Below are 24,039 nucleotides of genomic sequence, written 5' to 3'. Positions count from 1 at the left end.
GCGCGGCTTGAGCCGGGCGCGAGGCGGGCACATAGGCGGCCGGCCGGCGCGGCGGCGCCGGCGAGGCCGCCGGCGACTCGTCGTCGGCGTCGCGCGGATCGACGAAATGGCCGTGCAGGAACATCAGATTCTTGTAGATATTCATGGCCTGGTCTCCTTGAGGACCGAGCCCGGCCGGCGCGTGGGGAACGCCGGGGACTGCGGACGATGCTCAGGCTACGCTCGCCAAATACGGCAAAAAAGCGATACGTTTGCAAGCCAGACTTGAACCGGATCGAACGCTCCGCCACCACCGGGAACCGCCGCGATGAACCGTCCGCCGTTGCACGCCCTGCTGGGTTTCGCCACCGCCGCGCGCTTGAACAACCTCACCCGCGCGGCCGAACAGATGCACCTCACCGTCAGCGCGCTGAGCCATCAGATCCGCACCCTGGAGCAGCGCCTGGGCCGGCGTCTGTTCGAACGCGGCCCGCGGGGGGTGCGCCTGACCGCCGACGGCGAGCGCCTGCTGTCGGTGGTGGCGCCGCACCTGGACGCGCTCGACCACGCGCTGCGTCCGTACAGCCCGCGCCGCGACGACGTGCTGACGCTGAGCCTGATGGCGTCGATGGCCTCGTCCTGGCTGGTGCCGCGGCTGGGCGGCTTCGTCGCCCGCTTTCCGCAGCTCGAGCTCAACCTGTTCTCGTCCGCGGCGCTGGTCGATTTCGACCGCGAGCCCGGCATCGACGCGGCCATGCGCGGCGGCTACGGGCGCTGGCCGGGGCTGGTGATCGAGCACCTGTTCGACGAAACCCTGATCCCGGTGGCGAGCCCGGCGCTGGTCGAGCGCATGGGCGGCCTGCCGGCGCAGGAGGACCTGCACCGCTGGCCGCTGCTGGGCGACCTGTCGACGTATTGGCAGGACTGGTTCGACCGTTACGGCGGCAAGCCGCCGGCGCGCTTCGTCGCCCACTTCGACGACTCCGAGACCATGCACCGCGCCGCGGTCGAAGGCCTGGGCGTGGCGCTGGGGCGGATGGCGCGGACCCGGCTGCTGATCCGCAACGGCCAGCTGGTGCCGCTGAGCCAGGGCCGGCTGAAGATCGACTGGGGCCACTACCTGGTGTATCCGCCGCGCTCGGTCGATCACGCCGGGCTGGAATCTTTCCGCACCTGGCTGCATGAACAGGCACGCGAATACGTCGAACAGATGGACAGCGACCTCGCCGTGCGCGACCTCGCCGGCGCGCCGGCGGCGACGCGCAAGCCGCGCGCGAAGCGGGCCTGAGCGTTCCCGTCGCGACCCGGCGCGGCCGCGACCGGCGCGCCGCGCACAGATGCGCTGCAGCGCAAGCTGAACGCATGCGGTAGGCTGCGGCCTTCCGAACGTCAATGGAGTGGGTTGCATGGAACGTCAACGCCTTGCCCGACTGCTGCTCGCCGCGGTCCTGCCCGCCGGCCTGTGCGCAGCCGCGCATGCCCAGGAAACCAAACCGACCGAAGCCGCCGTAGAGCAGGCCGCAGAAAAGCCGGCCGAAGCCGCGGCTGCGCAGGCCGCGCCGCCGGCCGCGACGCCGGCCGCCGTGCAGACCGCCCCGGTGCCCACCGGCCCGGCGCAGACGAGCGCCGAGAAGCCCGCAGAACAACCCGCGCCGAAGCCGGCCGAACCGGCCGCGGCGCCAGCCGCCGAAAAGCCGGCCGAAAAACCGGCCGAAAAACCGGCCGAACCAGCGGCCGAGAAGCCCGCCGCCCCGGCCGCGCAAGCCGCGCCGAAGCCGGCCGAAAAGACCGCCGAGAAGCCGGCCGCGCGCAAGCCCGCCGCCGCCGCCGCCGCGGGCAATCCGCTCAAGGCCGCCATCGCCGGCAGCTGGCGCGACCCGAACAACGTCGCCCGCGATGCGTACCGCCACCCGCTGGAAACGCTGCAGTTCTTCGGCGTGCGCCCGGACCAGACCGTGGTCGAAATCACCCCGGGCGGCGGCTGGTACTCGGAAATCCTCGCCCCGTACCTGCGCGAGAAGGGCCGCTACGTGGCCGCGGTGGTCGATCCCGACAGCCAGACCAAGGACAGCGCGCGCATCTACTACACCAAGGCCAAGGCCGGCCTGGAGAAGAAGTTCGCCGAGGCGCCGCTGCAGTACGCCGGCGCCGTCGTCGCCGCCTACGATCCGTTCAAGCCCGCGTTCGGCCCGGCCAATTCGGCCGACGTGGTGCTGACCTTCCGCAACGTGCACAACTGGCGCAGCGCCGGCCAGGCCGAGGTGATGTTCAAGGGCTTCTTCGACGTGCTCAAGCCCGGCGGCACGCTCGGCGTGGTCGAGCACCGCGCCAAGGCCGACGTGCCGGCCGACGACAAGAGCGGTTATGTCGGCCAGGCGCAGGTGATCGCGATGGCCGAAGCGGCCGGCTTCCGGCTCGAAGGCAAGAGCGAGATCAACGCCAATCCGCGCGACACCAAGGACTATCCGAAGGGCGTGTGGACCCTGCCGCCGACCAATCAGCACGACGCGGCGGACGAGGCCAAGTACAAGGCGATCGGCGAGAGCGACCGGATGACGCTGCGGTTCCGCAAGCCGCGTTGATCGCGGCGGGCGCGCGGCGCGCGATGTCGGCGACGAGGTCGCGCGGCGCGGTTCGACGATAGTGGAAGAAGAAGCCGGCGCGCGAGCGTCGGCTTTTTCGTTTGTGCGGCGGTGTTTGCGCGGCGGTGTTCGCAGCGGGCCGGCGGGTTGCGGGCCGCGGTGTGGCGGGGGCGCGGGCGCAGGTGTCTTGCGGCGTGGCTGTGTTGGCGCGGTCGCGGCTTGCGCCGCTCCTACAGGGGGCTTCGGGTCAGCGGGGGCGGACGGGGCGGTATTGCTTGCGTTCGCCGTAGGCGGCGGCCTTGTCGTCGATGTTGGCGCACAGGCGCGCGCCGCACAGGGTCACGTCGGCCTGGTTGTAGGCGCGCAGCAGTTCGGCGGAAATGCGCTGGCGGTCGATGTCGGCGCGGTATTGCCACAGCAGCCAGCCGCCGCCGAGCAGCAACAGCAGCACGCTGCCGAATGCGGCGCCGACGATCTTCCACACCAGGTGCCGGTGCAGCTGCTCCATGCGCTTGAGCTGCGCCGCCAGGGTCTGCGAGCCGTCGTGGAGCAGGCTGCCGGCGTCGCGCAGGCGTTTTTCGTAAGCGCCGACCGGTTGGGACAAGCCGCTTTCGAGCTTGCCCATCACCGCGCCGGGCAGGCTGCGCAGGCTGTCGTCGGCCGATTGCCGGACCACGCCGGGCACTTGCTGCGCCAGCGTCTGCAGGTGTTCGGCCAGCGCGCGCTGGTGGCGCTCGAGTTCTTCGCAGCGGCGCTCGAACTGCTCCATCAGTACCGCGGTCTTGCTGATCAGCGCTGTCAGCTCGTCGTGTTGCATCCGCTTCTCCCTGCTTCTCCTTGTCCGCCGCGCCGGCCGGCGGGCGAACCCAGTGCGCCTGCCGCGATGCGTCCGGCCCGAGCCTACGCGAGCGCTCGCGCCCGCGGCAACGCGCGGCGGCGACCGCGCCTGTCGATCGGCGGTCCGGCCCGCCCGTCCCGTCACATCCCGCCCGGCCCCGCGTCTAGGTCGTCAGTCATGGCAACCCTGGCCGGCCCCGCCACATCTCTATCCACGAAGCCGGCAGAGGCAGCCGCCGGCCGGCCCCCAAACACCCGCCGGGGCATGACCAAAGAGACACATGACTTCCAGCACATAGCGACTTCTGCCCAGGTGTTGTACTTTACCAACACACCGAAGCACTACTACTCCACGACAGACAGAAAGGACCCCACCATGAACGCCACCAACGCCCGCACCGCCACCGCCGCCCCGACCACCAAGACCCCGGCCGCCAACGCCCCGGTCCGCCACGTCCACCGCCAGCGCGACTTCGGCGTCGGCTACGGCAACTCCAGCGGCTACGCCAGCAACCGCAGCTACGCCAGCAACTGGGTCCAGCCGCGCTTCCGCTTCGCCTGATCGGCGATCGCGCGTCCATGGTCCGGTGGTCCACGCTTCCCTGGCCCGGATCGGCGCACTGAGCGCTCCCTTTTCCCCAAAGTCACAGCGCGCGCCGATCCGGCCTCTTTTCCCGGACTCCCCTCACCCGATCCGCAACCCGGCTCCACCCCGCTCCAGACCGTCGTAGCCCGACCCACACCGCAGCTCGTTCCCGGCGCAAGCCGACACGTCCAGGCTGGTCCGGTCGTCGTCGCGTCGCTATCGTTGCCCGATGAGCGCATCCGACCCGACCAGCCCCGCGGCGCCCGCCGCCGAACCGTCCGCCGCGAAGACCCTGTTCCGCGGCAGCACCACCGTCGACGACCTCAACCGGCTCTCGCGCAACACCGCGATGGAGCCTTTAGGCATCGTCTTCACCGAAATCGGCCCCGATTACGTGCGCGGCACGATGCCGGTCGACGCGCGCACCCACCAGCCCTACGGCCTGCTCCACGGCGGCGCCTCGGTGCTGCTGGCCGAAACCCTGGGCAGCAGCGCCGGCAACCTGTGCTGTTCCGAAGGCCGGGTCTGCGTCGGCATCGAGATCAACGCCAACCATGTGCGCGGGGTGCGCAGCGGCACCGTCACCGGCACCGCCCGGCCGATCCACGTCGGCGCCAGCACCCAGGTCTGGGAGATCCGCATCGAGGACGACGCCGGCCGCCTGGCTTGCATCTCGCGCCTGACCCTGGCCGTGGTACCCAAGGCCTGAGCCGGCGGGTAGGCTAGGGCTCCGCGTGGCGCGCGATGCGCGCCCGCACCGCGCCCACCGCCGAGGCCCCGTGCGCCGACCCACCATCAAAGATGTCGCCGAACTCGCCCAGGTCTCGCTGAAGACCGTCTCGCGGGTCATCAACGACGAGTCCGGCGTGCGCGCCCGCACCCGCGCGCGGGTGCACGAGGCGATCGCCGAACTCGACTACCGTCCCGACCCGTCCGCGCGCAGCCTGCGCAGCGCCCAGCCGTATGCGCTGGGCGTGGTCTACGACAACCCGAACCCGTACTACATCATCAGCGTGCAGAACGGCGTGCTGGCCGCCTGCCGCGAGACCGGCTACGGCCTGCAGATCCACCCCTGCGATTCGTCCTCGCCGCTGCTGGCCGCCGACCTGATCGACCTGGTCCAGGGCGCGCGCCTGGCCGGCCTGGTGCTGGCGCCGCCGATGTCCGAGCGCATGGAACTGGTCGGCGAACTGCTCGCGCACGGGATCAAGCTGGTGCGCATCGTCTCGGCCGCCGAAGACCCGCGCGACGGCGCGCCGTGCGTGTGGGTCGACGACCGCGACGCCGCCTACGACATCACCGAACACCTGATCCAGCTCGGCCACCAGCGCATCGGTTTCCTGTGGGGCGGCAAGTCGCACCGCTCCAGTTGGGAGCGCTACAAGGGCTACGCCCAGGCGCTGACCGACTACGGCATCGGCGAAGACGAAAACCTGGTGCTGCCCGGCGACTATTCCTTCGACGACGGCTTCCGCGGCGCGCGCCGCCTGTTCGCCCTTCCCGACCGGCCGACCGCGATTTTCGGCAGCAACGACGAAATCGCCGCCGGCGTGCTGGCGGCGGCGAAGTCCTCGGGCATGCACGTCCCCTACGACCTGTCGATCGCCGGCTTCGAGGACAGCCCGTTCTCCAAGCAGTCGTGGCCGACGCTGACCACCGCGCGGCAGGCGACCGAGGAGATCGCGCGGCATGCCGCGTACCGGCTGATCGCCGAATTGCGGCGCGAGAGCGAGACGCCGGTGGAAGCGCCGGCGAACGAGGGGTTCAGCCCGATCCTGGTGGTACGCGGGTCGACGGCGCCGCCGCGGCCGCCCGGGGGCGCTTGAGCCCCGCGCCCGCACTGCCTCGAAACCCCTGTAGGAGCGACGCGAGTCGCGACCGCGACACCGCAACTGCGACGAAACCTTCGACGTAGCCGCATCGGCGCGGTCGCGGCTTGCGCCGCTCCTGCAAGGGCCGCGGCCTGCTTACTTCAGCGCCGCCGCTTCGCGCGCCAGCGCCTCGATCTTGCCCCAGTCGCCGGCCTTCACCGCCGCCGCCGGCGCCACCCACGAGCCGCCGACGCACGGCACGTTCGCCAGCGCCAGATATTCGTGCGCGTTGTTCGCGCCGATGCCGCCGGTGGCGCAGAAGCGCAGTTCCGGCAGCGGCCCGCCCAGCGATTTCAGCGCGACCGCGCCGCCGATGGATTCGGCCGGGAAGAACTTGAGCTGGGTGTAGCCCTGTTCGAGCAAGGCCATCGCTTCCGAAGCGGTGGCCGCGCCCGGCAGCCACGGCAGGTCGATGTCGCGCGCGGCGGCGATCAGGCCGGGCGAACTGCCCGGCGACACTGCGAAGGTCGCGCCGGCCTTGAGCGCATCGGCGAAATCCTGCGGCCGGCGCACGCTGCCGACGCCAACCGCGGCGCCTTCGACTTCGGCGGCGATCGCGCGCACCGCGTCGAGCGCCACCGGCGTGCGCAAGGTCACCTCGATCGCCGGCAGGCCGCCGGCGACCAGCGCGCGCGCCAGGGGCACGGCGTGGGCGGGGTCGTCGATCACCAGCACCGGCACCACCGGCGCCAGCGCCAGCACCGCGCCGACGCGCTTTTGCAATTCCGCGATCGCAGTCATTCGTTGGTTCCTAATACGTGGCGACTCAGGCGCGCGCGGCGACTTCGTCGATGTGCTTGAGCAGGTCGGCCGGGTCTTCGTAGACGCGGAAGCCGCCGGCGCGTTCGAGTTCGTCCTGGCCGTAGCCGCCGGACAGCAGGCCGACGCCGAGCGCGCGGGCGCGGCGCGCGGCGAGCAGGTCCCAGATGCTGTCGCCGACCACGACCGAATGCTCGATGTCGGCGCCGAGCTTGTCGGCGGCGGCGAGGAACAGGTCGGGATCGGGCTTGGCGTAGCGGACCATGTCGCGGGTGATCACCACGTTGCGCTCGGGATCCACGCCGAGCGCGACCAGGTTGTGGCGCGCGGTTTCCATGCGGCCGCTGGTGGCGATGGCCCAGGGGATATCGTTGTCGCTGAGGTACGCGAGCAGTTCGACCGCGCCCGGCAGCGGCCGGATCTGCGTGGCCTGCGCGGCGTAGGCCTGCGCATGCAGCGTGTGCAGGCGCTCCACGCGCTCAGGGGTGATGTCGATTCCGGTCTCGCGCAGCAGGATGTTGGTGAACAGCCCGCCGCTCATGCCGATCTTGCGGTGGATGCGCCACACCGACAGCGGGATGCCGTCGGCGTCGAGCGCCTGTTTCCAGGCAAGAACGTGCTGGTAGACGCTGTCGACCAAGGTGCCGTCGAGGTCGAACAGGAAGGTGGTGCGGATGGGGGCGGGCATGTCGCGCTCCGAAGTCGCAGGATGGGCCAACGAAGAACTTACCTATCGTCATGCCTGCGAAGGCGGGGATCCGGAGACTTCGGCGCCCTGTAGCGATGAAGCCCTGGGTTCCCGCCTTCGCGGGAACGACCGGTGCAACTGGCGCGGCGAAGTCCTGACTCCCATCTTCGCGTGAACGACGGATGTTGCATTCGCGGACATTCGCTTTCGATTGAATCGATCACAAGAGCCCGCGTTCTTTCCTGCCGTCATTCCCGCGAAGGCGGGAATCCAGAGACTTCAGCGCCCTGTCGCGGTGAAGCCCTGGGTTCCCGCTTCCGCGGGAACGACGGGCAAAACTGTCGCGATGAAGCCCCGGGCTCCCGCCTTCGCAGGAGCAACGTTCGCGGCGACGCGAGCCATCGATGCCCACGCCGCCGTCTGAATCACAACGGCACCGGCCCGAACACGCCCGCGCCCTGATCCGCCGGCGCGGCCGCGGCGCGGAACGCGGCGAACAGTTCGCGGCCGAAGCCGACATGGTGCGAGGACAGGTCGGCGGTGGCGACTTCGCGCGCGGCCCAGTCGGCCGGCTCGATCACGCTCAGCGTCCCGGCCACCGCGTCCACGCGCAGCACGTCGCCGTCGCGCAACTTCGCCAACGGGCCGCCGGCCTCGGCTTCGGGGGTGACGTGGATCGCCGCCGGCACCTGGCCCGAGGCGCCGGACATGCGGCCGTCGGTGACCAGAGCCACGCGATGGCCGCGCTTCTGCAGCACGGTCAAGGTCGGCGTCAGCTGGTGCAGCTCCGGCATGCCGTTGGCGCGCGGGCCCTGGAAGCGCACCACCACGACCACGTCGCGATCCAGTTCGCCGCGCTCGAACGCCTGCTTCACTTCGTATTGTTCGGTGAACACCCGGCACGGCGCTTCGACCACCCATCGGTCTTCCGGCACCGCCGAGACCTTGATCGCGGCGGTGCCGAGGTTGCCGGTCAGCACGCGCAAGCCGCCGTCGGCGCGGAACGGCTCGGCCACCGGGCGCAGCACCGCGGTGTCGCAGCTGGTCGGCGTCGACGGCACGTACTGCACTTCGCCGTCCTCGCCCAGGCGCGCCTCGACCCGATAGCGATCCAGGCCGTGACCGGCGACGGTTTCCACATCGCCGTGCAGCAGGCCGTGATCGAGCAGTTCGCCGATCAGGAACGCCAGCCCGCCGGCGGCGTGGAAATGGTTCACGTCGGCGCTGCCGTTGGGATACACCCGCGCCAGCAGCGGCACCGCCGCGGACAGCGCGTCGAAATCCTCCAGCCGCAGTTCGATGCCGGCGGCCGCGGCCATCGCCACCAGGTGCAGCAGGTGGTTGGTCGAACCGCCGGTGACGTGCAGGCCGATCACGCCGTTGACGATCGCGCGCTCGTCGACGATGCGGCCGATCGGCCGGTAGTCGTCGCCGAGCGCGGTGATCTGCGCGGCGCGGCGCGCGGCCAGCGCGGTCAGCGCATCGCGCAGCGGGGTGTTGGGATGGACGAAGCTGGAGCCCGGCAGATGCAGGCCCATCATCTCCATCAGCATCTGGTTGGAGTTGGCGGTGCCGTAGAAGGTGCAGGTGCCCGGGCCGTGGTAGCTGCGCGCCTCGGCTTCGAGCAGTTCCTCGCGCGTGGCCTCGCCGGTGGCGTAACGCTGGCGCACGCGCGATTTCTCGTCGTTGGGCAGGCCCGAAGTCATCGGCCCGGCCGGCACGAAGATGCCCGGCAGGTGGCCGAAGTGCAGCGCGCCGATCAGCAGGCCGGGCACGATCTTGTCGCACACGCCCAGGTACAGCGCCGAATCGAACATGTCGTGCGACAGCGCCACCGCGGTCGACATGGCGATCACGTCGCGCGAGAACAGCGACAGCTCCATGCCTTCGCGGCCCTGGGTGACGCCGTCGCACATCGCCGGCACCGCGCCTGCGACCTGCGCAGTCGCGCCGGCTTCGCGCGCGGCGGCCTTGATCAGGTCGGGAAAGCGCTCCAGCGGCTGGTGCGCGGAGAGCATGTCGTTGAACGAGGTGACGATGCCCAGGTTCGGCGCCGCGCCGCTGCGCAGCGCCTGCTTGTCGCCGACGCTGCAGGCGGCGAAGCCGTGGGCGAGGTTGCCGCAGGACAGGCGCCGGCGGTGCGGGCCGCTGCCGCAGGCCGCGTCGATGCGGGCCAGATAAGCGGCACGGCGCGCGCGGCTGCGTTCGACGATGCGTTGGGTGACTTGCGCGACGACGCGATGCAGTTGGGTCTTCACTTGAACCTTGGTCGATGCGGGGCGCCGACCTCGGCGCCTGGCCGGTGAATCCGAGAATACGGCCCCTTCGCGAAAAAGGGAGAGAGGGGGGGGATTTGCTCTTCCTGCACCTTCCGAAGAAGCGCCGGCAAAAGCAAATCCCCCCGCGTCCGCGGTGCGGACGCGGCCCCCTGCGCGAGGGGGCGACAGCAAAAGCCTTAACTGGGAGGGGAGGGAGTCAGGGCTTGGCTGTCTGCGGAACCCAAAAAGAGCGGGCCCCAATCAAAAGATGCGGGTTACGGACTCCAATACAAGGTCGGCGCGCTCGGCGCGCCGGCCAGCGCGGCGCGGATCGGCAGGGTCGAACGCGGATCGCGCTGCGCGGCTTGCAGCAGCGCGAGCTTCTTCTCGCCCTCGATATGCAGATACAGCGCCGGCGCGGTGAAGATCGCGCTCAGGGTCAAAGTCATGCGCGGCTCGGGCATCGCCGCGGTGCGCACCGACATCACCGGCGCGCGGCCGCGCGGCTGCAGGCCGATCTCGCGCAGCGCCGGATTGTCGTGGCCCAGGTCCGGGAACAGCGAGGCGGTGTGGCCGTCCTCGCCCATGCCCAGCACCGCCACGTCCAGCGGCAGGCCTTCGTTGGCGATCTTGGTCAGCACCGGCATCAGCGCCATCTCCGGCGTCTCCACTGGGCGATACAGCGGCAGGAAACGCGCGGTCGCCGCATTGTTCTGGAACAGGTGCTCGCGCAGCAGGCGTTCGTTGGAACGCGGGTGCTCGGCCGGCACCCAGCGCTCGTCGATCGGCAGCACGGTCACCCGCGCCCAATCCAGGGTCTGCTGCGAGAGCTGCTGGAAGAAACGCTTGGGCGTGTTGCCGCCCGACAGCGCGAGGCTCGCCTCGCCGTGGCGCGCCAAGGCCGCGCGCAGATCGGCGGCGACTTGCCGCGCCAGCGCCGACGCCAGCTGCTCAGCGTCGTCGAACCGTTTTTCGTGCAAGGGCAGCGGCAAGGGTTCGATCACGGTCAGTCGCTCAGCCTGCATCTTCATGCCACGTCCTCCCATCGCGTTCGATCAGCGCCACCGCAGCGCTCGGTCCCCAGCTGCCGGCGGTGTACGGGCGCGGCGCCTCGGCGCTCGCGGCCCAGGCCGCGCGGATCGGGTCGATCCACTTCCACGCCGCGTCGACTTCGTCGCGGCGCATGAACAACATCGGATTGCCGCGCACCACGTCCATCAGCAAGCGCTCGTAGGCATCGGCCTGACGCCCGCCGAACGCGGCGGCGAAGCTCATGTCCAGCGGCACGTGGCGCAGGCGCAGGCCGCCGGGGCCGGGCACCTTGTTCATCAGCCACAGCTTCACGCCCTCGTCGGGCTGCAGGCGCAGCACCAGCTTGTTCGGCTGCAGGCGGCTGGACGGGTCTTGTTCGGTCAGGCCTTCGAAGATCGAATGCGGCACCTGGCGGAAGGTCACCACGATCTCCGACACGCGCTCGGCCAGACGCTTGCCGGTGCGCAGGTAGAACGGCACGCCGGCCCAGCGCCAGTTCTTCACCTCGGCCTTGAGCGCGACGAAGGTTTCGGTGAGCGATTGCGCGCCCAGTTCCTGCGCGTAGCCCGGCACCGCGCGGCCTTCCACGGCGCCGGCCTTGTACTGGCCGCGCACGGTGAAGGCGGCGGCGTTGCCGTTCTCGATCGGACGCAGCGCGCGCAGCACCTTGAGCTTCTCGTCGCGGATCGCGTCGGCGGCCAGCGACGACGGCGGCTCCATCGCCACCAGGCACAGCAGCTGCAGCAGATGGTTCTGGACCATGTCGCGCAGCGCGCCGGACTTGTCGTAGTAAGGCGCGCGCGATTCCACGCCGACCGTCTCGGCCACGGTGATCTGCACGTGGTCGATGTGCTCGGCCTTCCACAGCGGCTCGAACAGCGCGTTGCTGAAGCGCAGCGCGGTCAGGTTCTGCACCGTCTCCTTGCCGAGGTAATGGTCGATGCGGAAGATCTGGGTTTCGTTGAACACCCGCGCCAGCGCGTCGTTGATCGCATCGGCGCTGGCGCCGTCCTTGCCGAGCGGCTTTTCCACCACCACCCGGGTCTTGGGGTTGACCAGCCCGTGCGATTGCAGGCGGTCGGAGACCACGCCGAACAGGTCCGGGCCGACCGCGAGGTAGAACACCCGCACCCGCTCGGCATCGCCGAACTCGGCGGCGAATTCGGGCCAGCCGCTGTCGGAGCTCAGGTCCAGGCGGCGGTACGACAGCAGCGCCAGGAAGCCGTCGAGCACGTCGGTCTGGGTGGCCTGTTCGCCGGCGAACTGGATCAGCGCGTCGCGGATCTTGCCGCGGTAGGCCTCGTCGCTGCGCTCGTCGCGGGCGATGCCGACGATGCGCGCGCCGGCCACGATCTGGCCGTCGGCGTAGCGGTGGAACAGCGCCGGCAGCAGCTTGCGCAGGGCGAGGTCGCCGGTGCCGCCGAAGATCACCAGATCGAACGGCGCCAGCGGCGCCAGGTGCGGCGGTTGCGAGGGGGTAGGCACGGAATAGACGCTCATGACGGGTCCGGCGGGGTCTCGACTGGTCTCGGTGAAACCATACCAGCAAAGATACCAGTAAGATACCACCTGTGCAAAACAACCACGAATCAATGGTTTAAACAGGTTTAGCAGGCTTTTGTTGCCGCCAATGGTCTGCCACTGGTATCTTTTCCCCATGCAGGACTATCTGCAAAGCGAATTCCGCCGCCAGTCCGACGCGCGCCGCGCGCCGGCTTACCAACACCTGCGCCGGACCCTGCAGCACGCGATCGAGAACGGCGAACTGACCGCCGGGCAAGCGCTGCCGGGCGAACGCGAGCTCGGCAAGCTGCTGGACCTGTCGCGGGTCACCGTGCGCAAGGCCATCGCCGGCCTGGTCGGCGACGGCCTGCTGGTCCAGCGCCAGGGCGCCGGCACCTTCGTCGCCGAGCGCATCGTCAAATCGTTCTCGCGCCTGACCAGCTTCACCGACGACCTGCGCGCGCGCGGCCTCGACCCGCGCTCGACCTTCCTCGAACGCGGCCTCGGCGAGGTCACCCCGGAAGAGGCGATGGCGCTGAACCTGTCGCCCGGCGCGGCGGTGATCCGCTACTACCGCCTGCGCACCGCCGACGGCGTGGCCCTGGCGCTGGAGCGCACGGTGGTGCCGGCCGCGGTCATCGGCGACCCGGACCTCGTCGAAAACTCGCTCTACGAAGCCTTCGCCAAGCTCGGCATCCGCCCCACCCGCGCGCTGCAGCGGCTGCGTGCGATCGCCTTCGACGCCGAGCAGGCGCGGCTGATGAACCTGCCCGAAGGCGCGCCCGGATTGTTCATCGAACGTCGCACCTTCCTCGACGACGGCCGCGTCGTCGAGTTCACCCGATCCTTCTACCGCGGCGACGCCTACGACTTCGTCGCCGAACTCCAGAGCGAACCTACCCCGTGAGCGCCGACCCCCTGCTCGACCCCAGCATTACCCGGATGTACGCCGAAGCGCAGGAAGCCGGCGACGCGGTCGCGCGCCAGTTCCGGGCCAACGCCGACATCGTCGACGAACTGGCCGACCGCCTGCGCGCGCGGCCGCCGCGCTTCATCGTCACCTGCGCGCGCGGCAGCTCGGATCACGCCGCGACTTACGGCAAATACTTGTTCGAGACGCAGTTAGGCCTGGTCACCGCTTCGGCCTCGCCGTCGGTGGGCTCGGTCTACGCGGTCAAGCCGCGGCTGGAGGACTCGCTGTTCGTGGCGGTGTCGCAGTCGGGCAAGAGCCCCGACCTGGTGCGCAACGCCGAAATCGCCAAGGCCGCCGGCGCGCAGGTGCTGGCGCTGGTCAACGTCGCCGATTCGCCGCTGGCGCAGGTCGCCGACACCGTGCTGCCGCTGCACGCCGGCCCCGAGAAGAGCGTCGCCGCGACCAAGAGCTACCTGTGTTCGCTGGCGGCGATGCTGCAGCTGACCGCGCGCTGGAGCAGCGACGCGCGCCTGTTCGACGCCGTGCATGCCCTGCCCGACGCGCTGCGCGAGGCGTTCGCGCAGGATTGGTCGCCGCTGGTCGAAGGCCTGCGCGAGGCGCACAACCTGTTCGTGATCGGCCGCGGCCTCGGCCTCGGCGCGGCCCAGGAGGCGGCGCTGAAGTTCAAGGAAACCTGCGCCCTGCACGCCGAAGCCTTCAGCAGCGCGGAAGTGAAGCACGGCCCGATGGCGATCGTCGGCCCGGGCTTCCCGGTGCTGGCCTTCGCCCAGGACGACGGCACCGGCGACGGCACCGTGGCGGTGGCGCGCGAGTTCCGCCAGCGCGGCGCGCCGGTGTGGCTGGCCGCGCCGGGCATCCACGGCTTTGAGGCGCTGCCGCTGGCGCGCTCGCTGCATCCGGCGATGACCCCGCTGCTGACCGTGGCCAGCTTCTACAAGGCGGCCAACGCGCTGTCGGTGGCGCGCGGGCTGAACCCGGACGTGCCGCCGCATCTCAACAAAGTCACCGAGACGGTCTGAGCCGATGACCGCCACGGCTTTCGTCAACGGCCGCGTGCTCAGCGAGCGCGGGTTCGAATCCGACCTCAGCGTGATCGTCGAGGACGGCTACATCGTCGCGGTGCTGCCGGGCCCGGCGCCCGGCGGCGCGCAAGTGGTGGACCTGCAAGGCCGCTACCTCGCGCCGGGCTTCATCGACACCCAGGTCAACGGCGGCGGCGACGTATTGTTCAACGACGCGCCCACGGTCGAGGGCCTGCGCACCATCGCGCAGGCGCATCGCCGGTTCGGTACCACCGCGATGATGCCGACGCTGATCAGCGACGACGTCGAGGTGATGCTGCGCGCGATCGCGGCGGTGCGCGAGGCCATCGCCCAGGGCGTGCCCGGCATCCTCGGCATCCATCTGGAAGGCCCGTACCTGGCGCCGGCGCGCAAGGGCGTGCACGACCCCGAAAAGTTCCACACCCCGGGCGCCGACGAGCTCGACCGCATCGCCTCGCTCGACAACGGCAAGACGATGCTGACCCTGGCGCCGGAGCGCTTCGACGACGCCACCCTGCGCGCGCTGGCCGCGCGCGGCGTGCTGCTCAGCGCCGGCCACACCGCCGCCGACTACGAGCGCCTGCGCGCGGCCTTCGCCAACGGCGTGCGCGGGGTCACCCACCTGTTCAATGCGATGACGCCGCTCGGCAGCCGCGAACCGGGCGGCGTCGGCGCCTGCCTCGACGATCCCGACGCATGGTGCGGGGTGATCGTCGACGGCGAACACGTGCACGACGCCTCGCTGCGCATCGCCATCGCGGCCAAGCCGCGCGGCAAGATCATGCTGGTCACTGATGCGATGCCGCCGGTCGGCGGCGCAAGCGAAGACTTCGTGCTGTACGGCGAGACCATGACCTGCCGCGACGGCAAGTGCACCACCGCCGGCGGCACCCTCGCCGGCTCCGCGCTCGACATGGCCGGCGCGGTGCGCAATACCGTGCGACGCCTGGGCCTGCCGCTGGAGGAAGCCTGCCGCATGGCCTCGACCTACCCGGCCCAGTTCCTCGGCCTGGACGGCGAGTTCGGCAAGATCCTGCCGGGCTATCGCGCCGACCTGGTCGCGCTGGACGACGACCTGTTCGTGCGCGACAGCTGGATCGGCGGCGCGCGCTGAGCCCGATCGCGGCGGCTTGCGCCGCGGCCCTTGCCTGTCGCAATCCCCCGCCGCTGCAGGGCAGCGGCGGCGGCCTGCCCTGCGCCGGGTTCCGCGCAGTTCTCGCGCAGACGAGCCGCGCATGCACATGCGATCCGCTCGCCGCATGCAGTTTTCACATGCGCACTGCGGCCGGTTACAAACCGGCACACGGATGCGGTCGGCAACGTACCTTTAAAACCCGAACCGCGCTTTTTTCCGCGGGTTTTCGCAGGCGAGCATGAATGCCGGTTTAGCCGCGGCATCGCCGTTGCGCCTCGCGTGTGCGAACGGACTGCATTCGCTGTAGAGCCTCGCCCGCGCTTACGGTTTTGCTAACGCGGACGGATCCGGGACTGCCTAGCGTGCGGCGCCTGTGCTCTGCGCGCCGCCGTCCGAATGGCCTCGTCCCGTCCCGATGCATCGCTCCGCCTCGCCTTCGTCCCCGGCCGTCCCGCGCCGACGCGCTGGCGCCGGTTCGCCACGCTGCTGCTCGTCACCACCGCCGCCACCGTCTTGCTGTTGCTCGACGACCGCCTGCAGCAATGGCTCGGCGGTGCCGGCAACGACGCGCGCCTGCGCCCGGAATGGGTCGCCGCGCTGGCCGTGCTCAACGCCGGCCTGTGGCTCGGCGGCAGCCGCTGGGCCGCCAATGCGGTGCTCGGCCTGTTCGCCTTGATGCAGCTGTGCCAGCTCTCGCACATCGCCGCGATCGGGCGGCCGCTGACGCCGCTGGACGTGGCGATGATTCCGCGCGAGCTGCGCGACATCCTCGGCGCCGGCCGCGCCGAATTCGCCGCGCACTGGCCGACCCTGCTCGCCGGCGGCATTCCCTATGCGCTGCTGTTCGCGCTGTACAACCTGGGCCTGCGCCGGCTGGCGCTGCCGCGCGCGCGCTGGGCGCTGCTGGCGGTCGCCGCGTTGCTGGCCTCGCAGCCGTACAAGGCCTCGCGCCAGAGCATGGTGCGGTTCCTGCCGCAGGCCGGGCACAGTTCGCTGTTCAACGCGTTGCGCGCCTTCAGCTACAGCGCGGTCAATCTCGGCGGCGTGCGCGTCGACCGCGGCGCGCCGGCGTACCGGCCTTATCGCGTCGAAGCCGCGCCCGTGGCCGCGCCGCCGCAAGCGATCTGGCTGGTGATCTTCGATTCCACCCGTCTCGACCGCTGGGGACTGGCCGGTCATGCGCGCGACACCACGCCGAACTTCTCGCGCTGGGTGCGCCAGGATCGGGCGCGCTGGCACCGCGGCATCGCCGGCGCGGCCTCCACCCGCGCCTCGCTGACGCTGCTGCTCAACGGCGTGCGCGAACCCGGCAACCTGCAGCAACTGCGTTCGCACGACAGCAACCTGTTCCGCCTGGCCAAGCGCGCGGGCTACCGCACCTACTGGCTGTCCACCCAATACCGCGACGATCTGCTGCAACAGTTCGGCGCCGCCAGCATCGACGTCGCGCGTTCGCGCGAGGACGCGCCGGCGCAGGTGCACGCGCACGGCGACGAAGCGATCTTCGACCAGCTCTACGCGGCCGCGCCAGCGCGCGGCGAACGCCGGCTGATGGTGTTGCTGCTGCGCACCGCGCACCTGCCGTTCGAAGACGCGTACCGGCGCCAGCCCCCGCGCTATGTGCGCTGGGCCGACAGCGTCGCCGCCGGCGCGGACGACCGCGACGCGGCCCGGCGCAACGCCTACGACAACGCCATCGCCTATCAGGACGACCTGGCTGCGCGGCTGTACGCGCGTTTCGAGGCGATGGGCGAACAAGGACTGTTCGTGGTCACCTCCGACCACGGCCAGATGCTCGGCGAAGACGGGGTGTGGGGCCACAACGTGCTGACGCCGCAAGTCGCGCAGGTGCCGATGCTGGTGCGCACGCGCGGGCCCGGGCAGGCGCCGCTGGCCGGCAACGGCGAGTGGCTCGCGCACCACCAGTTGTTCCTGGCCCTGGCGGCGCGGATCGGCTATCGCATCGACAACCCCAACGCGGTGCCGGGCCGCTATTTCCTGCAAGGCTCGGACGTGTTCGGCGACAACCTCTATCGCGAGGCGCGCGCAGCCGGAACCCAGTTGCAGTTGGGCGCGCCGACGGCGCTGCGGCACGGCCGCTGAGGGCGCTCAGCCGTCGCGGCAGTCGCGACGCGCGCGCTTCGCGTCGGGCGCTCTCGCCGGCGCCGATGACAGCGGCGCGCGCGCCATGGCGCGGGCAAGGCGGAACGCGGTACTGAGCTGACGCCGGATAGTCCCCGGCTCCGCGAATGTAGCCGCGCGCCGCGGCGTGCGCGGCGGTGTGCGGCGCCTGCGTCGTCTGCGCGCCGCATTCGCTCCGGCCGGGATGCAGCGCGCTGCGCGCATCGCCATCTCGGAATGCACGCAAGGCAGGGAGAGCCACACGCGGCTGTGGCGCGTCGCTCCGGCCGATGCCGGACGCGCAACGCCGACGTGCGTCCGCCGCGACGGACGCACGTCGGCGAGGATCAGCCTTCGCCGTCGCTGTTCGCGGGATCGGCGGTCGGGGCCGCAGCCGGAGCCGCGGCCGCAGGTCCATCCTTCGCCGGCGCCTTGGCGTCTTCAACCACTGTTTCGGCAGCGGGTGCCGACGCCTCCGCCGCGACCGGTGCGTTGGCTGGAGCGTTCGCCGGCGCGTTGCCCCCGGCCGGGGTAAAGCGCGCCAGCATCGCCGCATACGGTTCCGGCGTCGGCGCCAGCGTGTCGGCCGGAAGCTTGAACTGTTCGGTACCGAGCAACCGCACGCAGTTCCAGCCCAATGCCGTGGTGTAGTCCTTCACCATGCGCGCGCCGTCGGCGAGCAGTTGTTCGCGCTTGGGCGGTTCCCTCTCGGCCTTGGAGTCGGCAGAGCACACCGCGCTGGATAGCGCGCGCCCGTCCTTGGCCACCAACTGCACCTTCACCGAATACATCACGTGGTAATTGTTCCAGTCGGTCGGAAAGTAGACATACCCCCAGCCGAGGGAATTCACGTCCAGCACATAGTCGGCCTCGGGATGCAGTGCGGCGATCTCCTTGGGCTTCTTGGCCTTGGTCGCGGCGGCGTCGGGCGCCAACAAGCGCGCGCCGTAGGCGTTCTGCAGGCCGGTCGCCAGTTGCTCGCGCACCAGCAGCGCCGGATCGGCGATCTGGTTCTCGCGCACCATGTCGTTTCCGGCCTTGAACATCGCCAGTACGCCGAACATGCCGAAGCCGGCCTTGCCGGCCGTCATCGCGCCGAAATCGGCCGTCTCGTGCAGGGTCAGCGCAACGGTCTTGTCCTTGAGCGCCGCCGCATCGGCCGGGATGAGCGGGATCAGCTTGTCCTTGGCGACAGCCGGCAGCGCGGCCAGCGCGAGCGCGCCGGCCAACAACGTGGTCTTCATGTTTTCCCCCTGAGAAATCGAAGCCGCCGGCAAGAGCGCAGGACGGCGAACGGCGCGTCGCCGCTCTGCGCCGGCTACGCCCGCGGGATGCTATACAACGCCAGCGGCGGCGCCAAGCGCGCTCGCGCGCGGCGGCTCATGCCGGCGCGCGCGCCTGCCCGCAAGCCGCGCACAGCTTCGCCCGAGGCGTGCGCAACGGTGTGCCGCAGTGCGCGCACGGCGGGCCGTACAACGCCAGGCGGTGATGGCGGATCGCATCGAGGCGGGTTTCGCGGCAGCCGGTCAGGCGCTCGTACAGATCCAACGCGTCCTTGCCCGCCGCCGGCAGCGCGGCGTGCAGGCCGACCTGGTGCTCCTGGCGGTAGCGCTTGATCCGCACCACGGCCGCGTCCAGGGCCGGCGCCATCCGCGCCCACTCGTCTTCGTCGAGCATCGGCAACGCCTCGCGGCAGCGCCAGCAGTACAACGTCTTGGCCATCGGCCGAACCTCCGCGGCACGGGTGCCGGCTGCCTGAATGCGCAGACGGTATACCCATTCAGCCACGGCACGAAGCGGCGCACAAACCGCACACCGAGCCCGCCTGGCGGCCCGATTGCGCACACAGGCTATAATTCCGAGTCTTTGCTCGGCTCCCGGCGCGCCACACCGGACCGCACGGACGCCCGCCGCATCGCCCCCCGCCAGCCCATCCGCGGCATCGCCGCGAGAGCCCGCCCATGACCAGCACCGCAGAACTCAGCTCGCCCTCGTCGGCGAACACTGACCTCACCAACTCCGTGCTCGATCCGGACTACACCCTCGAGCACAAGTACACCCGCCAGGAAGGCCGCATCTATCTGTCCGGCGTGCAGGCGCTGGTGCGCCTGCCGCTGATGCAACGCCTGCGCGACCAGGCCGCGGGGCTCAACACCGCCGGCTTCATCTCCGGCTACCGCGGCTCACCGCTGGGCGGGTTCGACCTGGAGCTGTGGCGCGCGCGCAAGCACCTGGAAGCGGCCGGGGTGAAGTTCACCCCGGGCCTCAACGAAGACCTCGGCGCGACCATGGTCTGGGGCACGCAGCAGACCAACCTGTTCCCCGGCGCCAAGGTCGAGGGCGTGTACGGCATGTGGTACGGCAAGGGCCCGGGCGTGGACCGCACCGGCGACGTGTTCAAGCACGCCAACGCCGCCGGCACCAGCAAGCACGGCGGCGTGCTGGCGCTGGCCGCCGACGACCACGCCTGCCGCTCCTCGACCCTGCCGCACGGCTCGGAAGGCGAGTTCACCAGCGCGATGATGCCGATCCTCAACCCGGCCGGCGTGCAGGACATCCTCGACATGGGCCTGATCGGCTGGGCGATGTCGCGCTACACCGGGCGCTGGGTCGGCTTCAAGACCATCGCCGAGACCGTGGAGTCGTCCGCCTCGGTCGACGTGAATCCGCTGGCGCTGCAGATCGTCACGCCCGACGACTTCGTCATGCCGGCCGGCGGCCTCAACATCCGCTGGCCCGATCCGCCGATGGACCAGGAAATGCGCCTGCACCAGTACGCGGTCAAGGCCGCGCAGGCGTTCGCGCGCGCCAACCGGATCGACCGCATCGTGATCGATTCGCCGAACCCGCGCCTGGGCATCATCACCACCGGCAAGAGCTACCTCGACGTGTTGCAGGCGCTGGAATACCTGGGCCTGGACGCGCGCGCCTGCGCGGACCTGGGCATCCGCGTGTACAAGGTCGGCATGACCTGGCCGCTGGAGCCGGTCGGCCTGCGCGCGTTCGCGCGCGGCCTGGACGACATCCTGGTGGTCGAGGAGAAGCACGCCTTCATCGAAAGCCAGATGAAGGAATCGATGTACAACTGGGACGGCGGCAAGCGTCCGTCGATCGTCGGCAAGTACGACGAGAACGGCGAGTGGATCCTGCCGTCCACCGGCGAGCTGACCCCGGCGCGCATCGCCGGCGTGATCGCGCGCCGCATCCAGCGCTTCCACGACTCCGAGCAGATGCGCAACGTGCTGCGCTGGATGGAGGAGAAGGAAAGCGAACTCGCGTTGCCGCGCGCCGCGTTCCCGCGCGTGCCGCACTACTGCTCGGGCTGCCCGCACAACACCTCGACCGTGGTGCCGGAAGGCTCGCGCGCGCTCGGCGGCATCGGTTGCCATTACATGGTCACCTGGATGGACCGCGACACCAACACCTTCACCCAGATGGGCGGCGAAGGCGTCACCTGGTGCGGGCAGTCGGCGTTCACCGAAACCGAGCACGTGTTCCAGAACCTCGGCGACGGCACCTATTTCCACAGCGGCTCGCTGGCGATCCGCCAGTCGGTCGCCGCCGGCGTCAACATCACCTACAAGATCCTCTACAACGACGCGGTGGCGATGACCGGCGGCCAGCCGGTGGACGGCACCCTGTCGGTTCCGCAGATCGCCCACCAGGTGCGCTCGGAAGGCGTGCACACCATCGTCCTGCTGTCGGACGACATCGCCAAGTGGAACCGCCGAGAGCTGTTCCCCAGCGACGTCGAGTTCTACGACCGCAAGGAACTCGACGCTGTGCAAAAGCGCCTGCGCGAGACCAAGGGCGTCAGCGTGCTGATCTACGACCAGACCTGCGCCACCGAAAAGCGCCGCCGGCGCAAGCGCGGCAAGATGGTCGATCCGCAGAAGCGCGTCATGGTCAACTCGCTGGTGTGCGAAGGCTGCGGCGATTGCGGCAAGAAGTCGTTCTGCGTGTCGGTGCTGCCGAAGGAGACCGAGTTCGGGCGCAAGCGCGAGATCGACCAGTCGAACTGCAACAAGGATTTCTCCTGCGTCAACGGCTTCTGCCCGAGCTTCGTCACCGTCGAAGGCGGCGGGCTGAAGAAGAAGAAGGGCTCCTCGGTCAAGGATCGCCTCGCCGACCTGCCGCTGCCGCAATTGCCGGCGCTCGACCAGCCCTGGAACATCCTCATCACCGGCGTCGGCGGCACCGGCGTGGTCACCATCGGCGCGCTGCTCGGCATGGCCGGGCACCTGGAAGGCAAGGGCGCGACCGTGCTCGACCAGACCGGCCTGGCGCAGAAGGGCGGCGCGGTGACCACCCACATCCGCATCGCCAAGACCCCCGAGGACATCCACGCCGTGCGCATCGCCGCCGGCGAGGCCGACCTGGTGCTGGGCTGCGACATGGTCGTGGTCAACGACTACTGGGCGCTGTCGAAGATCCGCGCCGGCCGCAGCCAGGTCGTGCTCAACAGCTACGAAGCGATGCCGGGCACCTTCACCACCCGTCCGGACATGCAGTTCCCGGCCACCGACATCGTCGCGGCGATCAAGCTCGCGCTCGGCGACCAGACGCCGCATCTGGTCGATGCGACCGAACTCGCCACCGCGCTGCTCGGCGACGCCATCGCCGCCAACCTGTTCATCCTCGGCTACGCCTGGCAGCGCGCGCTGGTGCCGATCAGCTTCGACGCGCTGATGCGCGCGATCGAGCTCAACGGCGCGGCGATCGAGATGAACAAGACCGCGTTCGCCTGGGGCCGCCTGGCCGCGATCGACCCGCGCGCGGTGGCCGAGGCCGCCGGCGTCACCCGCAAGGTGCCGACCGCGGCCGAAGCGACGCCGCGCGACCTGCCGCACCTCAAGCCCGGCGAGTGGGAAGGCACCGAATGGGGCGCCACCTCGGCGCCACGCGCGACCCGCAACGAGGACGAGTTGCGTCATGTGCCGAACAAGGCCGACGGCGACAACGTCGCGTTCCTGCCACTCGACGACCTGCGCCTGTCGCGTTCGCTCGACGAACTGATCGCGCGCCGCGTCGCCTTCCTCACCGACTACCAGGACGCCGCCTACGCCAAGCGCTACTCCGACTTCGTCGCCAAGGTGCGCGAGGCCGAGCAGAAGAAGGCGCCGGGCTCGACCGACCTGGCCGAAGCGGTGGCGCGCTACTTCTTCAAGCTCATGGCCTACAAGGACGAGTACGAAGTCGCGCGCCTGTACACCAGCGGCGAATTCCAGCGCCGCCTGCAGCAGCAGTTCGACGGCGACTACAAGCTCAAGTTCCACCTCGCCCCGCCGCTGCTGGCGAAGAAGGACGCGCAGGGCCGGCTGATCAAGCAGGAATTCGGCCCGTGGGTGTTCACCGCGTTCAAGTGGATGGCGAAGCTGCGCAAGCTGCGCGGCGGCACCTTCGACATCTTCGGCTACACCGAAGAGCGCAAGATGGAGCGGCGCCTGATCGGCGAGTACGAGCAGACCGTCGGCGGCCTGCTCGACAAGCTCGACAACGGTAACGTCGACCTCGCCGCGGAAATCGCCGGCATTCCCGAGCACATCCGCGGCTACGGCCACGTCAAGGAAGAGCACCTGCACAAGGCCAAGGCGCGCGAGGCGGAGCTGCTGAAGGAATTCGCCAATCCGCTGCGGATCGTGCAGGCGGCGTAAGCCGGCGCGCGGCGGGTCGGGCGGGCTTCGTGCCCGCCCGATCGCGACATCCCGACGCCCACCAACGCCCCGCCCGTGCGGGGCGTTGGTTTTTCTGCGCTTGCCCGCCACCGCGCGCGGGCGGACACTGCGCCTACGCCTGCAACCGCGCCCGGATCATGAAACCGCCCATCTGCCACCTGTGCGGCCGCCACCTGCTCGACGCAGGCGGGCCGCAAGGCGCCGACCTCGTCGCGTTCGCCGACTTGCAACCGTTGCCCTACGGCGTGGCCGGCCATCCCCATGGCCTGGAATGGTTCTGCGCCGAGCACCTGAGCGCAGCGCAGTCGCTGGCCCGGCTGGACTGCGCCGAAGCGATGCGACAACTGCGGGAGCGCTATGGCCCGGAGCCGCTGTAGGAGCGACGCGAGTCGCGACCGCGACACCGCAACTGCGCCGCAAGTTTCGTCGTAGCCGCGTTGTCGCGGTCGCGGCTTGCGCCGCTCCTACAGGGAGCCGCCGCGGCAACACCCGGCGGCTCGGGTTCAGATCGCCTGCAACGCCCGTCGCACTACCTGCGCGCTGGCCTCGTCGCCGGCGCTGACCATCGCGTAGTTGTAGCCGCCATGCGACCAGTACTGCGTGAGCAGGCCGCCGTCGCGGCGGTCGCCGCGCGGGAGCATGTGGTGGCGCGGGCCGGGCGGGCGGATGTAGAAGCTGATCGCTGCGCCGGCTGCGTCCTGGTACACCACCAGCGCGGCGGCGCCCTGGTCGGTGGCGAGCGCGCGCGCGCCGACCGGGCGGTAGCCGGCGGCGCTGAGGTCGGGCAGGCGCATGGGTTCGCGGAAGTTCGCGTCCAGCCACGGCTGTACGTCGCCGCCGGGGATGTCGCTGCGCAGGTCGTGGCGCGCGGCGAATAATCGGTGCGCGGCGATGGCGTCGGCCATCGGCGCGACGCCGGCCAGCATCGGCGCGGGCGGGCGGCTCCATTCGCGCGCCTGCCAGCCGCCGATGCCGCCTACGCCGAGGCTCAGCAGCACGCTCGCGGCGACCGCGTAACGCGCGCGGCGGCGGCGCG

19 protein-coding genes and 1 pseudogene are annotated in these 24,039 nt (G+C 70.5%); 11 read left to right on the top strand and 9 right to left on the bottom strand.

Annotation, left to right across the window (positions count from 1 at the left end; all coding sequences use genetic code 11):
• The first annotated feature begins 307 nt into the window (after positions 1-307).
• A complete protein-coding gene (locus tag A7A76_RS20360) occupies positions 308-1,267 on the top strand; it encodes a LysR substrate-binding domain-containing protein (RefSeq protein ID WP_206413021.1) in 960 nt (319 codons plus the stop codon).
• Positions 1,268-1,727: 460 nt separating this feature from the next.
• A pseudogene (locus tag A7A76_RS20355) lies at positions 1,728-2,561 on the top strand (class I SAM-dependent methyltransferase); the annotation flags it as partial.
• 247 nt (positions 2,562-2,808) lie between these two features.
• Here A7A76_RS20355 and A7A76_RS20350 read toward each other — a convergent pair.
• Positions 2,809-3,378, bottom strand: coding sequence for a relaxation protein (locus A7A76_RS20350; RefSeq protein WP_206413020.1), 570 nt, complete (start codon positions 3,376-3,378; stop codon positions 2,809-2,811).
• Between the two features lie 396 nt (positions 3,379-3,774).
• Here A7A76_RS20350 and A7A76_RS20345 point away from each other — a divergent pair, with 396 nt between their 5' ends.
• From A7A76_RS20345 to A7A76_RS20335, 3 genes are all read left to right on the top strand, one after another.
• Positions 3,775-3,960 (top strand): hypothetical protein, encoded by a 186-nt coding sequence (locus A7A76_RS20345; protein WP_074873141.1) that lies wholly within the window; start codon positions 3,775-3,777, stop codon positions 3,958-3,960.
• A gap of 373 nt (positions 3,961-4,333) precedes the next feature.
• Positions 4,334-4,693, top strand: a complete 360-nt coding sequence (locus A7A76_RS20340) for a hotdog fold thioesterase (RefSeq protein WP_241201079.1) — start codon at positions 4,334-4,336, stop codon at positions 4,691-4,693.
• 70 nt (positions 4,694-4,763) lie between these two features.
• Positions 4,764-5,810, top strand: a complete 1,047-nt coding sequence (locus tag A7A76_RS20335) for a substrate-binding domain-containing protein (protein ID WP_206413018.1) — start codon at positions 4,764-4,766, stop codon at positions 5,808-5,810.
• A 141-nt stretch (positions 5,811-5,951) separates the two neighbouring features.
• Here the strand turns inward: A7A76_RS20335 and eda are convergent, their stop codons facing one another.
• The 5 genes from eda to zwf form a co-directional block, all read right to left on the bottom strand.
• Positions 5,952-6,596, bottom strand: a complete 645-nt coding sequence (gene eda / locus A7A76_RS20330; protein WP_206413017.1) for a bifunctional 4-hydroxy-2-oxoglutarate aldolase/2-dehydro-3-deoxy-phosphogluconate aldolase — start codon at positions 6,594-6,596, stop codon at positions 5,952-5,954.
• Positions 6,597-6,621: 25 nt separating this feature from the next.
• Positions 6,622-7,302 (bottom strand): HAD family hydrolase, encoded by a 681-nt coding sequence (locus tag A7A76_RS20325; RefSeq protein ID WP_206413016.1) that lies wholly within the window; start codon positions 7,300-7,302, stop codon positions 6,622-6,624.
• Between the two features lie 425 nt (positions 7,303-7,727).
• Positions 7,728-9,560 (bottom strand): phosphogluconate dehydratase, encoded by a 1,833-nt coding sequence (gene edd, locus A7A76_RS20320; protein ID WP_206413015.1) that lies wholly within the window; start codon positions 9,558-9,560, stop codon positions 7,728-7,730.
• Between the two features lie 275 nt (positions 9,561-9,835).
• Positions 9,836-10,591 (bottom strand): 6-phosphogluconolactonase, encoded by a 756-nt coding sequence (gene pgl / locus A7A76_RS20315; RefSeq protein ID WP_241201076.1) that lies wholly within the window; start codon positions 10,589-10,591, stop codon positions 9,836-9,838.
• Entirely contained in the window at positions 10,575-12,092 is a 1,518-nt protein-coding gene (gene zwf / locus A7A76_RS20310; RefSeq protein WP_206413014.1) for a glucose-6-phosphate dehydrogenase, read from the bottom strand. Before zwf ends, pgl begins: the two co-directional genes overlap by 17 nt.
• A gap of 157 nt (positions 12,093-12,249) precedes the next feature.
• Here zwf and A7A76_RS20305 point away from each other — a divergent pair, with 157 nt between their 5' ends.
• The 4 genes from A7A76_RS20305 to A7A76_RS20290 all read left to right on the top strand — a co-directional run bounded on the left by A7A76_RS20305 (position 12,250) and on the right by A7A76_RS20290 (position 17,310).
• A complete protein-coding gene (locus A7A76_RS20305) occupies positions 12,250-13,002 on the top strand; it encodes a GntR family transcriptional regulator (RefSeq protein ID WP_057949624.1) in 753 nt (250 codons plus the stop codon).
• A 35-nt stretch (positions 13,003-13,037) separates the two neighbouring features.
• Positions 13,038-14,048, top strand: coding sequence for an SIS domain-containing protein (locus tag A7A76_RS20300; RefSeq protein WP_206413022.1), 1,011 nt, complete (start codon positions 13,038-13,040; stop codon positions 14,046-14,048).
• Between the two features lie 4 nt (positions 14,049-14,052).
• Positions 14,053-15,186 carry an N-acetylglucosamine-6-phosphate deacetylase gene (gene nagA / locus A7A76_RS20295; RefSeq protein WP_206413013.1) on the top strand — a complete coding sequence of 378 codons (1,134 nt, stop codon included), beginning with the start codon at positions 14,053-14,055 and terminating at the stop codon, positions 15,184-15,186.
• A gap of 417 nt (positions 15,187-15,603) precedes the next feature.
• Positions 15,604-17,310 carry a sulfatase-like hydrolase/transferase gene (locus A7A76_RS20290; RefSeq protein ID WP_206413012.1) on the top strand — a complete coding sequence of 569 codons (1,707 nt, stop codon included), beginning with the start codon at positions 15,604-15,606 and terminating at the stop codon, positions 17,308-17,310.
• Between the two features lie 365 nt (positions 17,311-17,675).
• Here A7A76_RS20290 and A7A76_RS20285 read toward each other — a convergent pair whose 3' ends face one another.
• Entirely contained in the window at positions 17,676-18,557 is an 882-nt protein-coding gene (locus A7A76_RS20285) for a hypothetical protein (protein WP_206413011.1), read from the bottom strand.
• A 151-nt stretch (positions 18,558-18,708) separates the two neighbouring features.
• Positions 18,709-19,050, bottom strand: a complete 342-nt coding sequence (locus tag A7A76_RS20280; RefSeq protein ID WP_206413010.1) for a hypothetical protein — start codon at positions 19,048-19,050, stop codon at positions 18,709-18,711.
• A gap of 239 nt (positions 19,051-19,289) precedes the next feature.
• On the opposite strand from A7A76_RS20280, the gene A7A76_RS20275 reads away from it, so the two are divergent.
• A complete protein-coding gene (locus A7A76_RS20275) occupies positions 19,290-22,982 on the top strand; it encodes an indolepyruvate ferredoxin oxidoreductase family protein (RefSeq protein WP_206413009.1) in 3,693 nt (1,230 codons plus the stop codon).
• Positions 22,983-23,140: 158 nt separating this feature from the next.
• A complete protein-coding gene (locus A7A76_RS20270) occupies positions 23,141-23,380 on the top strand; it encodes a hypothetical protein (RefSeq protein ID WP_206413008.1) in 240 nt (79 codons plus the stop codon).
• 126 nt (positions 23,381-23,506) lie between these two features.
• On the opposite strand, the gene A7A76_RS20265 is transcribed toward A7A76_RS20270, so the two are convergent.
• Positions 23,507-24,039, bottom strand: a 533-nt coding sequence (locus A7A76_RS20265; RefSeq protein WP_206413007.1) for an anti-sigma factor family protein, incomplete at its 5' end; no start/stop codon positions are given.

Origin of the sequence: Lysobacter enzymogenes, assembly GCF_017168095.1 — a bacterium.
GTDB lineage: Bacteria > Pseudomonadota > Gammaproteobacteria > Xanthomonadales > Xanthomonadaceae > Lysobacter > Lysobacter enzymogenes_D.
This window is presented reverse-complemented; position numbering and strand designations above follow the sequence as displayed.